12 protein-coding genes and 2 pseudogenes are annotated in these 11,353 nt (G+C 66.1%); 4 read left to right on the top strand and 10 right to left on the bottom strand.

Features of this window, described 5'->3' with window-relative positions; genetic code table 11:
• Nucleotides 1-65: 65 nt before the first annotated feature.
• Nucleotides 66-452, top strand: coding sequence for a DUF393 domain-containing protein (locus tag ABDV69_RS18630; protein ID WP_343577054.1), 387 nt, complete (start codon nucleotides 66-68; stop codon nucleotides 450-452).
• Here ABDV69_RS18630 and ABDV69_RS18625 read toward each other — a convergent pair.
• The 5 genes and pseudogenes from ABDV69_RS18625 to ABDV69_RS18605 all read right to left on the bottom strand — a co-directional run bounded on the left by ABDV69_RS18625 (nucleotide 449) and on the right by ABDV69_RS18605 (nucleotide 3,650).
• A complete protein-coding gene (locus ABDV69_RS18625; protein ID WP_343577052.1) occupies nucleotides 449-1,321 on the bottom strand; it encodes a DUF1295 domain-containing protein in 873 nt (290 codons plus the stop codon). The genes ABDV69_RS18630 and ABDV69_RS18625 overlap by 4 nt on opposite strands.
• Entirely contained in the window at nucleotides 1,318-1,917 is a 600-nt protein-coding gene (locus ABDV69_RS18620; RefSeq protein WP_343577051.1) for a TetR family transcriptional regulator, read from the bottom strand. The genes ABDV69_RS18625 and ABDV69_RS18620 overlap by 4 nt, the downstream gene beginning before the upstream one ends.
• Nucleotides 1,914-2,129: pseudogene (locus ABDV69_RS18615) on the bottom strand (SDR family oxidoreductase); the annotation flags it as partial. The gene ABDV69_RS18620 and the pseudogene ABDV69_RS18615, both read right to left, overlap by 4 nt.
• Before the next feature lie 127 nt (nucleotides 2,130-2,256).
• Nucleotides 2,257-2,568 (bottom strand): VOC family protein, encoded by a 312-nt coding sequence (locus ABDV69_RS18610; protein WP_343577049.1) that lies wholly within the window; start codon nucleotides 2,566-2,568, stop codon nucleotides 2,257-2,259.
• Nucleotides 2,568-3,650 carry a dihydrodipicolinate reductase gene (locus ABDV69_RS18605; RefSeq protein ID WP_343577046.1) on the bottom strand — a complete coding sequence of 361 codons (1,083 nt, stop codon included), beginning with the start codon at nucleotides 3,648-3,650 and terminating at the stop codon, nucleotides 2,568-2,570. Before ABDV69_RS18605 ends, ABDV69_RS18610 begins: the two co-directional genes overlap by 1 nt.
• 57 nt (nucleotides 3,651-3,707) lie before the next feature.
• Between ABDV69_RS18605 and ABDV69_RS18600 the strand changes: the two are divergent.
• Nucleotides 3,708-4,114: pseudogene (locus tag ABDV69_RS18600) on the top strand (SDR family oxidoreductase).
• On the opposite strand, the gene ABDV69_RS18595 reads toward ABDV69_RS18600, so the two are convergent.
• Genes ABDV69_RS18595 through prpD form a run of 3 tightly spaced genes read right to left on the bottom strand, consistent with a single transcriptional unit; the run spans nucleotide 4,098 to nucleotide 7,629 of the window.
• Nucleotides 4,098-5,225 carry a bifunctional 2-methylcitrate synthase/citrate synthase gene (locus ABDV69_RS18595; protein ID WP_343577044.1) on the bottom strand — a complete coding sequence of 376 codons (1,128 nt, stop codon included), beginning with the start codon at nucleotides 5,223-5,225 and terminating at the stop codon, nucleotides 4,098-4,100. The pseudogene ABDV69_RS18600 and the gene ABDV69_RS18595 overlap by 17 nt on opposite strands.
• Nucleotides 5,222-6,124 (bottom strand): methylisocitrate lyase, encoded by a 903-nt coding sequence (gene prpB, locus ABDV69_RS18590; RefSeq protein ID WP_343577041.1) that lies wholly within the window; start codon nucleotides 6,122-6,124, stop codon nucleotides 5,222-5,224. Before prpB ends, ABDV69_RS18595 begins: the two co-directional genes overlap by 4 nt.
• Nucleotides 6,121-7,629, bottom strand: coding sequence for a 2-methylcitrate dehydratase PrpD (gene prpD, locus ABDV69_RS18585; protein WP_343577039.1), 1,509 nt, complete (start codon nucleotides 7,627-7,629; stop codon nucleotides 6,121-6,123). The genes prpB and prpD overlap by 4 nt, the downstream gene beginning before the upstream one ends.
• Nucleotides 7,630-7,759: 130 nt before the next feature.
• On the opposite strand from prpD, the gene ABDV69_RS18580 reads away from it, so the two are divergent.
• The gene (locus tag ABDV69_RS18580; RefSeq protein ID WP_343577056.1) at nucleotides 7,760-9,181 is read left to right on the top strand and encodes a short-chain fatty acyl-CoA regulator family protein; all 1,422 of its coding nucleotides are present in this window, start codon (nucleotides 7,760-7,762) and stop codon (nucleotides 9,179-9,181) included.
• Here the strand turns inward: ABDV69_RS18580 and ABDV69_RS18575 are convergent.
• Together ABDV69_RS18575 and ABDV69_RS18570 are read right to left on the bottom strand one after the other, a co-directional pair.
• Entirely contained in the window at nucleotides 9,165-9,680 is a 516-nt protein-coding gene (locus tag ABDV69_RS18575) for a DoxX family protein (RefSeq protein ID WP_343577037.1), read from the bottom strand. The genes ABDV69_RS18580 and ABDV69_RS18575 overlap by 17 nt on opposite strands.
• 81 nt (nucleotides 9,681-9,761) lie before the next feature.
• A complete protein-coding gene (locus ABDV69_RS18570; RefSeq protein WP_343577034.1) occupies nucleotides 9,762-11,000 on the bottom strand; it encodes a WS/DGAT domain-containing protein in 1,239 nt (412 codons plus the stop codon).
• Nucleotides 11,001-11,093: 93 nt separating this feature from the next.
• On the opposite strand from ABDV69_RS18570, the gene ABDV69_RS18565 reads away from it, so the two are divergent.
• A partial coding sequence (locus tag ABDV69_RS18565) for a DUF222 domain-containing protein (protein ID WP_343577032.1) occupies nucleotides 11,094-11,353 on the top strand: 260 nt, incomplete at its 3' end.

The following is an 11,353-nucleotide window of genomic DNA, read 5'->3' as shown; positions in this document are numbered from 1 at the left end:
CCCCCTTGATTACTACGTTGCGTAGTAGTAAGATGTAAAGTCGGCAGGTGGGACGGTAATTCGCGATGAGCTCTCCAACTGGCACGCTGTTCTTCGACGGAGCATGCGGAATGTGTACGCGCTCCAGGGATTTACTGCTCAAGTTCGATCGCACCGGCAACATACAGACCGAGCCCTTGCAGAGCCCTGGTGTCGCCCAGCGGCTGGGCATCGAGCCGGAGACCTTGTTGGATTCGATCCGCTGGCTGGATTCGTCGGGTGTGGTCTACTCCGGTGCCGAGGCCGCGAATGCGGCCGTCTCCGCGGCGGTCGGTACTCGAACGCCATTGGTGGTCTATCGAATTCCCGGCATCCGCTTCGTCGAAGACGCCGTATACCGGTGGGTCGCGGCACACCGCTACAAATTCCCGGGGACGACGCCGTACTGCGAGTCACACCCCGCCGCTTGCTAAGCCCGCCGCGGAGGCCACAGCACAAACCGCGAGACCCGGTCGATCACGCCTTGGTATTCGGGCCGTCGCTCGAGGCTGCGGGTCTCCATCATCGGGATGCTGCCGCCCAGGAACATGCCCAACATCCCCACCGCGCCGAGGCAGAGCCACCACGCGTCCAACGGCGAGACCGCCACGCCGAACAGCGCCAGGGCCACCCAGAAGCCGAACTCCCCGAAGTAATTCGGATGCCGCGACCAAGACCACAGTCCGCGGTCCATCGCCTCACCGTCGGCCTTGTGCCGGACGAAGCGGTGCATCTGCACGTCGGCCACCAACTCGAGGGCCACCGCGGCAAGGCCCACCACGAACGCCGCATCGGTCAGCCAGCCGATGTCGCCACGGGACCAGGTCACCGCCGCATACACCGGCAACATGCCGGCGAACACCAGAAGCGTCGGGATCACATGGATCGCCACCAGGTCCACCACGAATTCCCATCGCCCGGCCTTCTCGCGGAACATCGGATACCGCCAATCCTCATGGTGCAGGCCGGGAAAGGCGTACAGCCAATTGGCGGTCAGACGGATCGCCCACAGCACCACGACCAACGCGATCAACCAACACCGCAACTGCTGCAACCCCGACTGGCTCCACCAATAGAACAGCAGCACGGGCGGCATCACACTCCAGTACGCGTCGTAGAAACTCGAATTCCGGTAGGCCCGGCTGAACGCGAAGATCACCAGCGTGGCCAACAGGTCGGCACACAGCGTGTCCACCAACAAACGGCCGGTGTGCAGACCCCACGCCAACCAGGCCGCGCCGGTGGCGATCGCGACGACGTAGGCCACGCCCACCAGGGCCAGTGAGTGTGCCTTGCTTCTCATCGTTTCCTCCCCCAATGCGGGCTTTTGAGCGCCTCGAGCGCTTCGATGACGTAGCGCTCGAGGGCCCGCGGTTTCTTGCTCGATTGGCGAACCCATTGCTGAAACGCGAAATCCGCTGCTGCAAAGGCTAGTTGAACCAGCAAGGCCGGCCGGATATCGCTGCCGGAGTTGACCCCCATCCGGGCCGCGACCAGCTTGGTCGCCCGCTCCTTGTCGGCGGGCAGGTGCACGGTCAGCTTGCCGAGCAAATCGGGGGCGCCCAGCAGAGCCGCCCGCCACTCTTCGGTGTCGGCCACCCCGAACGACCGGGTGCGGGTGATGATCGCGTTGATCAGCGCGACGTCGGGCTGTTCGGCGGCCGGGCGCTCTTCGAGCAGCCCGACGATCGCGGTGCTGCCATGCCGAACCGGCGCCAGCAGCAACTCCTCCTTCGTCGGCACGTAGCGAAAGAAGGTGCGCGGTGAAACCCCTGCGGCCGAGGCGATTTCCTCAGTCGTCACGGCGTCGTAGCCTCGCTCGATGAACAGCCGGAAGGCGGCCCGGCGGATGTCGGCCAAGATCTGCGCGCGCTGCCGGTCGCGCAGCGACTCGGTCATCGGAAGCAGCCGTTCCCGCCGTCGACGTGGATGGTCTGCCCGGTCACAAAGGTCGCGTCACTGCTGAGCAGGAACGCGACCAGAGCCCCCACGTCGTCGCGAACGTCGCCGATGCGCTTCATCGGAACTGGACGTACCGCTTTGACGTAGTCGTCCGGCGCGAACTGCTTGCACAGCTTGACGCCGTCGGACTCGGCGAACGGGCAGACCACAGGGCGTCGGCAGAGGCATCGCCGCTGCGCTGTTGCAACGCGGAGCGTCGGTGCTGTTGGTCGACGCCCTGGGCGCCGACGGTGACGATCGCGACGTGGCCGTGCATCGAGTCCGGGTGGGTGTAGCTCATGCGGCCGCTCCCATTTGCAGCGGCACACCCCGGTGCATCTCGTAGCTGCTGCGCGCGTCGCCGGGTAGCTCGATGAATTCGACCGGGCTCCCGTCCGGGTCTTTGATGAAAGACATTCGCACGCCGCCGACCACCCGGCCCTCCTGTTGGCTGTCCGCCTGCAGCGTCGCATCGAAAGGGTCAGCGGAGATCAGGGTTTCGAAAACGACGTCCATGCCCAGCGCATCGCGATAGAACTCCACGGCACGGTCCATGTCGGTCACCCCGACGACGAGATGGCAGAACGAGAGACCAGTCGGCGCGGCCATCAGGTGCTCGAAGCCAGGCCTGCGGCCGGGTGGCCGGCGAACAGCGGCAGGTCCAGGTAGGTTTTGATGCCGGGTTCGGCCGCGCAGACGTCGGGGATGGCGTTGACGCAGTGATTGGCGGTGACGACGACGCCCGGGTTCTTTACCAGCCCTTCGGCGATCGTCGCCGGCTGCAGGCCTTTGAAGGTGAGACTCACGTCGGGGTCACCGGTGATCTCGACCTCGAAGCGCTCACCGCGGTCGCCGAAATCCCATGCGGGTGCGAGGTTTTCCTCGCCCATCAGCCAGTTGACCGCCGCCGTGATCACCGGTTCACCGTCGACCAGCGCCTGCCAGCGGAACCGGCGCGCGGCCACGCTGCCAGCGGTGATCGGGAACGGGGCATAGTCGATCTCCGCGGTCGCCACGGCTACGTCCTGGATGGTTACGATGTCGGGGTCGATGCGAAACCCCATGTGGTCGGCGATCATTCGCACCGACTGCTTGAAGCCGGCCTGCAACAGGCCGGCCATGGGTCCTTGCATGGCCTCTTCCGGAGTGCCCCCGAAACCCATGATGTGGCGCACCACGTCCGGCGCGTTGTAGGTCCGGATGTCGGAGAACTCTTCAGCGCGCACGTGGGTGACGGCCGAGCACAACGACGAAATCATCAGCGGGAAGCGCTCGGTGATGCCGCCGGGGTGAATGCCTGACCCGTGCAGAGTCACTCCGGCTTCGACGGCGGCGTCGTCGACCGCCCGGTGCCGCGGGTTGCCGGGATCGGGGTACACCCAGCCCACCGGCGTCACGATGTTCTTGCCGGACCGCAGGATCGCGATGACCTCGTCGTCGTTGGGAATCAGCGGGCTGTACACCACGCAGTCGGCGTCGAGCGCCAACACCTCGTCGATACTGGAGGTCGCGACGACACCGACGGGTTCGATGCCGAGGATCTCGCCGACGTCGTGGCCGTCCTTGTCCGCGCTGTGTACCCAGCAGCCGGCCAATTCGAGTTGCGGGTGGTTCAGCACGCATGCGATGGCGGCCTTGCCGACGCCACCGGTGGCCCACTGGATGACACGCAACGTGGCGGGGTTTGTCATGGATGGCAGATTATGTCCTGCTGGCAGTCACTGTCAACGATGACGAAGGGTCGGCGGATGGGCATTCTCGACGGCAAGAGCGCGATCGTCACCGGCACCAGCCGGAGAGTCGGCGTCGGAATCGCACACGAGTTACTGCGAGCCGGCGCCACCGGAGTCGGCTGCGCCCGTTCCCCCTGCCCACCATTCCCGGCATCGAAGCCCACTGGTCGCCGCGGGCATCCCGGCAGGGTCCCGCGATGACCGCGAACTTCGGGTCCTTCGTCTTGCCGAAAGACGACCCGACCGGTGAAAAGCATTTCGCAGCAGTGCCATTGCAGCGCGCGGGTGAGCCAGAAGAAGTCGGCAGGGTGTGCGTGTTTTTGGCCGGGGGCGCCGCGGACTTCGTCAACGACACGACCATCGAGTTCGACGGCGGGGTGTTCTACGACGCCGGGCTGAAGACCATTACCGACCTGCTGTAGCGGTGGCCAGGCTGCGCTGGGACCGGCCGGAGTATTCGGACAGCGGGCGGATCAGCGCGTTGGAGCCGGCTTGCTCGATGATGTGTGCGGTCCAACCGGTGATCCGGCTCATCACGAAAAGCGTCGTGAAGCTCGGGATGTCGAATCCCATCAGGTAGTAGGCCGGCCCGGTCGGAAAGTCCAGGTTCGGTTTGAGGCCGGTCGCGGCGAACATCTCGATTTCCAGGATGCGGTAGATGTCCAGCCAGCGCTGCCCGTCGCGGGTGTCGACGACCCGGGTCAGCGCGTCCTTCATCGTCGGCACCCGCGAGTCACCGTCCTTGTAGACCCGGTGCCCGAAGCCCATCACCTTGTCCTTGCGGGATAGCTTGCCGTGCAACCACTCTGCAGCCCTCGACGGCTCGCCGATCTCGATCAAGTCGCGCATGACGGCCTCGTTGGCCCCGCCGTGCAGCGGGCCCTTCAACGCGCCGATCGCCGCCGTCACCGCGCTGTAAATGTCCGACTGCGTCGAGGTCACCACCCGCGCAGCGAATGTGGAGGCGTTGAAGCTGTGCTCGGCGTACAGGATCATCGACTGCTCGAACGCCGACACGATCACCGGCTCGGGGACCTCACCGAAGCACATGGTCCAGAAGTTCTCCGCATAGCCGAGAGCGGCGTCCGGCGCGATCGGCGGCAGTCCCCGCCTGCGACGCATGTCGGCAGCGACAATGGTGGGCAACACCGCGAACATGCGCAGCGACTTGGCGAAGTTGGCCGCTTCGGCACTGTCGTCCTCTTCGGGATCCTCGGCTCCCAGATAGCTGATCGCGGTGCGCACCACATCCATCGGATGGCAGTTGTCGGACAGCTTGGACAGCATCGACAGCATCGACCGGTCCACCCGCCGACTGGCCCGCTCGCGCTTGTTGAACATTGCCAGCTCACCCTCGCTGGGCAGTTCGCCGTGCCACAGCAGGTAGGCGACCTGCTCAAAGCTGCAGTGCGCAGCCAGATCCTGCACCGGATAGCCGCGGTAAGTCAGTGAGTTGGTCTCGGGCACCACCTTGGAGATCGCGGTGGTGTCGACGACGACGCCGGCCAGTCCCTTGTGGATCGTTGCACTCATTGGTTGCCTCCGAAGATGTTCTCGTCGAACTGGGCGTAGTCGGCGTAGCGCAGCAGATCGTAGAGACGCGTGCGGTGCTGCATCCGGTTGAGCAACCCGGATTGTGTTCCCTTGGAGTTGATTTCGCGCAGGCCGTCTTCCACTGCGAACATCGCCAGACGCAACGTGGTAACCGGGTAGATCACCACGTTGTAGCCGATGTCGGTCAGCTGCGAGGCGGTCAGCAGCTCCGAGCGGCCGAACTCGGTCATGTTGGCCAGCAGCGGAACATCCACGGCGGCACGGAATTTCTCGAAGTCGGCGGGGCCGGCCAGCGCTTCGGTGAAAATCAGATCCGCACCCGCGTCGGCGTAGACCTTCGCACGTTCGATGGCGGCGTCGATGCCTTCGATGCCGGCGGCGTCGGTGCGGGCGCAGATGACGAAGTTGGGGTCGCGGCGCGCTGCCACCGCGGCGCGTAGCCGTTTGACCATATCCGCTTTTGGAACAACGGCTTTGCCGTCGAGGTGACCACAGCGCTTGGGGTTCACCTGGTCCTCCAGATGACAGCCGGCCAGCCCGGCGTCCTGCAGCAGCGTGATGGTGCGCGCGGCGCTCACCGGCTCGCCGAATCCGGTGTCGGCGTCGATCAGCGTGGGCAGGTCGGTGACTCCAGCGATCTGCGCACCCCGTCCGGCGACTTCGGTGAGCGTAGTCAGCCCGATGTCGGGCAGGCCGAGGTCGGCCGAGAGCGCCGCACCCGAGACGTAGACGCCGTCGAATCCGATCTCGGCGACGAGCTTGGCCACCAGCGGAGAGAATGCTCCCGGGAAGCGCTGGAGTCGACCAGAATTCAGACCAGACCGAAACGCCGCGCGCTTGTCGGCGGCACTAGATGCCGCACCCAGCAGACCGGTCACCGGAAGATACCGGACGGGACTGATAGGTCCGACGGCGCCAGCACCTCGGGCAGCACCCGCACATTCAGCGCGACCAGGTCACCGCCCTTCAGCGCGCTGACGTCTTGAACGGCGTCTAGAAACCGTTGCTGCTCAGCGGAATCCACCACACCGTCGGCGAGCCCGCGGAATTTGCCGATGTACTGTTCCCGCTCGAACGGCCGGGCGCCCAAGGGGTGGGCATCAGCGACGGCGAGTTCGTCGCTGATCACCTCGCCGCTCTTGAAGGTCACCTCCGCCCGTGCGCCGAACGCCTTCTCCGCTGGGTCGTCCGAGTGGTAGCGGCGGGTCCACTCCGGGTCCTCGACCGTGCAGATCTTGTGCCACAACTCGACGGTGTCGGGCCGGTGCGCCCGCTCCGGGGCGTAGGAGAGTTCGTGGTCCCAGGTGCCGTCCTGCAGCGCAACGGCGAAGATGTAGGGCAGCGAGTGATCCAGCGTCTCCCGCGAGGCATCCGGGTCGAACTTCTGCGGGTCACCCGATCCGGTACCGATCACGTAGTGGGTGTGATGGCTGGTGTGCAGCACGATCGTGGCGATCTGGTCCAGGTCACCGATTCGCTCGCGCAACCGGCGGGCGAGATCGATCGGCGCCTGACTCTGGTATTCGGCCGAGTGCTCCTTGGTGTAGGTGTCCAGGATGGCGCGCTTGGCCTCGCCCGGCTCGGGCAGCGGCACCCGGTAGGTGTGTTCGGGACCCGACAACAGCCAGGCGATGACACCGTCCTCCCCCTCCCAGATCGGCGCGGGCGCACCTTCGCCGCGCATCGCGCGGTCGACCGCCTCGATGGCAACCTTGCCGGCCAGCGCGGGCGCGTAGGCCTTCCAGCTGGAGATAGCCCCTTTGCGGGACTGCCGGGTCGCGGTGGTCAGGTGCAGTGCCTGCCCGATCGCCTGGTAGATGGTGCCGACGTCGAGCCGCAGCATGGTGCCGAGCCCGGCGGCCACCGACGGACCCAGGTGCGCGACATGGTCGATCTTGTGCTCGTGCAGGCAGACTCCCTTGGCCAGGTTGACCTGGATCTCGTAGGCGGTGGCGAGGCCGCGGATCAGATCGCTGCCCCGGACACCCAACTGCTGCGCGACCGCGACCAACGGCGGGATGTTGTCGCCGGGGTGGGAGTACTCGGCGGCCAGAAACGTGTCGTGGTAATCGAGTTCGCGGACCGCCACGCCATTGGCCCAGGCCGCCCACTCGGCCGAGTAACTGCCGTCGACACCGAACACGGTTGCACCCGGGCGGGCGCGGTGCGCCAACGCTTGCTGACGGGCGGTGGTGACCGGACGACGGACCACGGAGGCGGCGCTGACCGCGGCGTTGTCGATGATCCGGTTGATCACCATGGCCTCGGTCTCCGGTGCCACCGCGACCGGGTCGGCGGCCACCTGCGCGATCTTGTAGGCCAGGTGTTCGGTGACCGGAAAGTCGTCGGCGCTGCGGTGGGTCCGCACCTCGTGGATCAACATGATTCGCACACTATGCACACTCGGACCCATGCGGAAGTACCTGCATGTGCGTAATTTTGCGTCCTGATCCGGCGCAAATTGCGAATGTTGTGTACGCCGTCGCGGAGTAGAGTTCCGACGCGTGGCGACGATGTTTTCGGGTGCCCGGCTGCGGCGGCTGCGAAACGAGCGCGGCCTGAGTCAGGCGGCGCTGGCCCGGGCGCTGAATCTGTCCACCAGCTACGTCAACCAACTGGAAAACGACCAGCGACCGATCACCGTCCCGGTGCTGCTGGCCCTCACCGAGCGGTTCGATCTGCCGTCGAGTTACTTCTCCACCGATTCCGATGCCCGGTTGGTGGCCGACCTGTCCGACATGTTCACCGCCACGGCTCCTGACGGCTCCGTCAGCCCCGGGCAGATCGAGGAGTTGGTGGCCCGGATGCCCGAGGTGGGCCGCAACCTGGTCGCGGTGTACCGCCGGCTGCGGGATGCCACCGAGGAGTTGGAGGCCTATCGCTCGCATGCGACAACCGAGACGCCGGTGCCGACCGAGCGACCGATGCCGTTCGAGGAGGTCCGGGACTTTTTCTACGACCGGAACAACTACGTTGGCGACCTCGACGAAGCGGCCGAGCGGATGTTCGTCGAAAACGGAATGACGCTGGGCGGCTTGGATGGTCAACTGTCGGCCTTGATGGGCGACCGGTTCGGGGTGCGGGTGGTGGTCGACGCCGACCTCGGCGAGCACGCCAAGCGTTCCTACCAGCCTGACGTCAAGGTGCTGCGGATCGCCCGCTGGCTGGGGCCGGGTCAGCGCGCGTTTCAGATCGCCACTCAGCTGGCCCTGGTGAGCCAACCGGAACTGTTGTCGGCGATCTTGGATTCAGGCTCAGCCACCGAGCTCACCCCCGAATCCCGCGGCGTCGCCCGTATCGGTCTGGCCAACTACTTCGCCGGCGCATTCTTGCTGCCGTACCGTCAATTCCATAGCGCCGCAGTGGAATTACGCTACGACATCGACCTGCTGGCCCGCCGCTTCGAGGTCGGCTTCGAGACGGTGTGCCATCGGCTATCGACATTGCAGCGGCCACAGCTACGCGGAGTGCCGTTCATCTTGGTCCGCACCGACAAGGCCGGCAACATCTCGAAAAGGCAGTCCGCCAACGCATTTCACTTCAGCCGAGTCGGGGGCAGCTGCCCACTGTGGGTGGTGCACGACGCCTTCGCCCAGCCGGGCCGGATCATCACCCAGGTCGCGCAGATGCCGGACGGACGGTCCTACTTCTGGCTCGCCAAGACCACCCCACCCGAAGACCTGGGCTATCTGGTCCAGCACAAGAGCTTTGCCATCGGCCTGGGCTGCGACCTGGTGCACGCCGACAAACTGGTCTACTCGACCGGGATCGCGCTCGACGACCCGAACACTGCCGTCCCGATCGGGGCGGGCTGCAAAATCTGCAACCGCACGTCTTGCGCGCAGCGCGCGTTCCCCTACCTGGGTGGACGCGTCGCCGTCGACGAAAACACCGGCAGCGGCCTGCCCTACTCCCCGGCTACTCGGCTTGCCTAACCGGCGGCCGGTAGAACAACGCCAGCTGGCCGAGCGCGCCCCCGATGCCCAGCAGCAACGAACCGAACAGTCCGTGCCAGCCGGGGTGGAACAACTGGTCCCCGAAGATCTCGTAGTCCAGGCTGAGTCTCCCGGGCCCGGTCGTGGCGATGGTGACCGCGGTGACGGCCAGGATCAGGTTGTACTCCCAACCCTCCTTGACGATGAAGAACCCGTTGTGGCGGTGCACGGTCCATGCGGCGACCAGCATCAGCGCGACGAAGCCAGCGGCAGGAATGGGCGTGAGCAGGCCCGCGGCCAGGCCGAGACCGGCGGCGATTTCGGTGGTGGCGGCGACGACGGCCTGGAATGTGCCGTACTTCATCCCGATGCTCTCGAACCAGCCTGCGGTTCCGGGGATGCGCCCGCCGCTGAAGAATTTGTTGTAGCCATGCGCGGCCAGCGTCAAGCCCAGCACCAGCCGCAGGATCAGTAACCCGACGTCGTAGGCATCAGTCATAGCCGCCAACCTAGATCATCCGGTACGCACGGGATGGGCAAAGGTGTCCCGCCAGCCGTAGTCGGCGCAAAAGTTCCGCGACTAGATTTCGGCGTCCAGCCGGGCGACATAGTCATCGATGTCGCCGATCGCCGACTCCGCCGCGTGCACGCTGACGGTCACGGTGTCGCCAATACCCCAGACGCCGTGAACAAGGCCCATCGCCGGCGACAGCTCCGGATACACGGCGGTTGAAAGTACCGGTGCGTCGCCAAATGTGAAATCGGCAGGCCCGCGAGGGAAGCTTGAGATGACGGTGTTGCCGGACACCTGCGACGGCTGGACGCCAGGGTCGAAAAGGCCGACGCCCCAGCGCAGCAGCGGAGCCGGCGTCGTGGCAAAGGCACGGTCCGCCGCTCTTGCCGCGGGGTGCTCTGACCGGCGGCGAGCATTGGCCAGGTCCGCGGCGATCCGGTGCAGCCGCTCTGGCCGACGCAGGCCCGGATACAACCCGACGGTGACATTGGCAAAGTGGTTATGAGCATGCGGCACACCGGGTTTAGCCATCGTCACCTCGGCTATGAGGGACTCGGCCGCGTCGTTCAGGTGGCTGGAGAGCGCACCGGACACGGCGGCCAGAGCCGCGACGGTGGCTGTTGGGCCGTCTAGCTGCGTGCGGTGTCGCACCAGCGTGCGCACCGAACGCGTGCCCGACGGGCGGGAATTGATGGACAGCGCCTGTTGGGCGCCGATTGCCGACGGCAGCAATCCGGCGCGGGTGTCACGGCGCTGCCGGCGATGGGCACGCGCGGCTTCAATTGCGCGCCAGGGCAGGAAGCCCGGCGCCTCACGCGCCACGTCGGGCACCGGACTCTCCCGCCCGAACAGCCACGCGGCCAATGCCGCGGCCCGTCGGCCGTCGCACAACGCGTGCGCGGACTGCATGACCGCAACCGTGCGCGGGCCGGTGCCGCCCGGGACGCCGCGCACCGGCGCGAACAGATGCAGGCGCCACGGCGCCCGACGGGCGTCAAGCTGGTTGCCGGCCAGCCCGGCGACCGCGCGCAGGCAGCTTGGCCAGCTGTCGTCGTCAAGATGGTGTCGCACGATCCGGTCGGGCTCGACCGTGGTCGACACCCAGCGCGGGTAGGTCAATGGCGATCCGTCTTCCACGCGGACCGTCAGGGCGTGGCACGCATTGGCTCGAATCCGGATTTTTTCGACGGCGTGTTCGAAATCCGTTGGCAACCCATCGAATACGTAGAGCATGAGCAGGTCGCTGGGGATCTTGGCCGACATCCAGTAGAACTGCGCGTCGACCGCAGTCATTCGCGTCGGCATGTCCGGCATCTTAGTTATCCACAGTTGGACGGTTATCCGCAGATGCGGCTTTGTGGGGTGCGGGGCGTCGGACTCCGGCGTTACTATTCAAACATGTGTTCTAGTAGTCGGGAAGAGGTCGTCGCGGTGCTCGACGGTCTTCGGGCTGCGGTCACGCGCGCGCTGGATCTGAGGTTCGAGGTGTTGACCACCCCGGAGCGGCTGAACGTGTTAGAGAGCGTGGAGGTGGTGCGCCGTCAGCTGCCCGCGGTGGAGCATCCGCTGCTCAACCAACTCGCCGCACAAGCTTCTGCAGCCGAGTTGGGCGGCAAACTGGCGGCGGTGCTGGCCGACCGGCTGCGGATCAGCCGCAC

Origin of the sequence: Mycobacterium sp. (assembly GCF_039583785.1) — a bacterium.
Lineage (GTDB): Bacteria > Actinomycetota > Actinomycetes > Mycobacteriales > Mycobacteriaceae > Mycobacterium.
The sequence above is the reverse complement of the archived record's forward strand: the minus strand, read 5'-3'. Positions and strand labels throughout refer to the sequence as shown.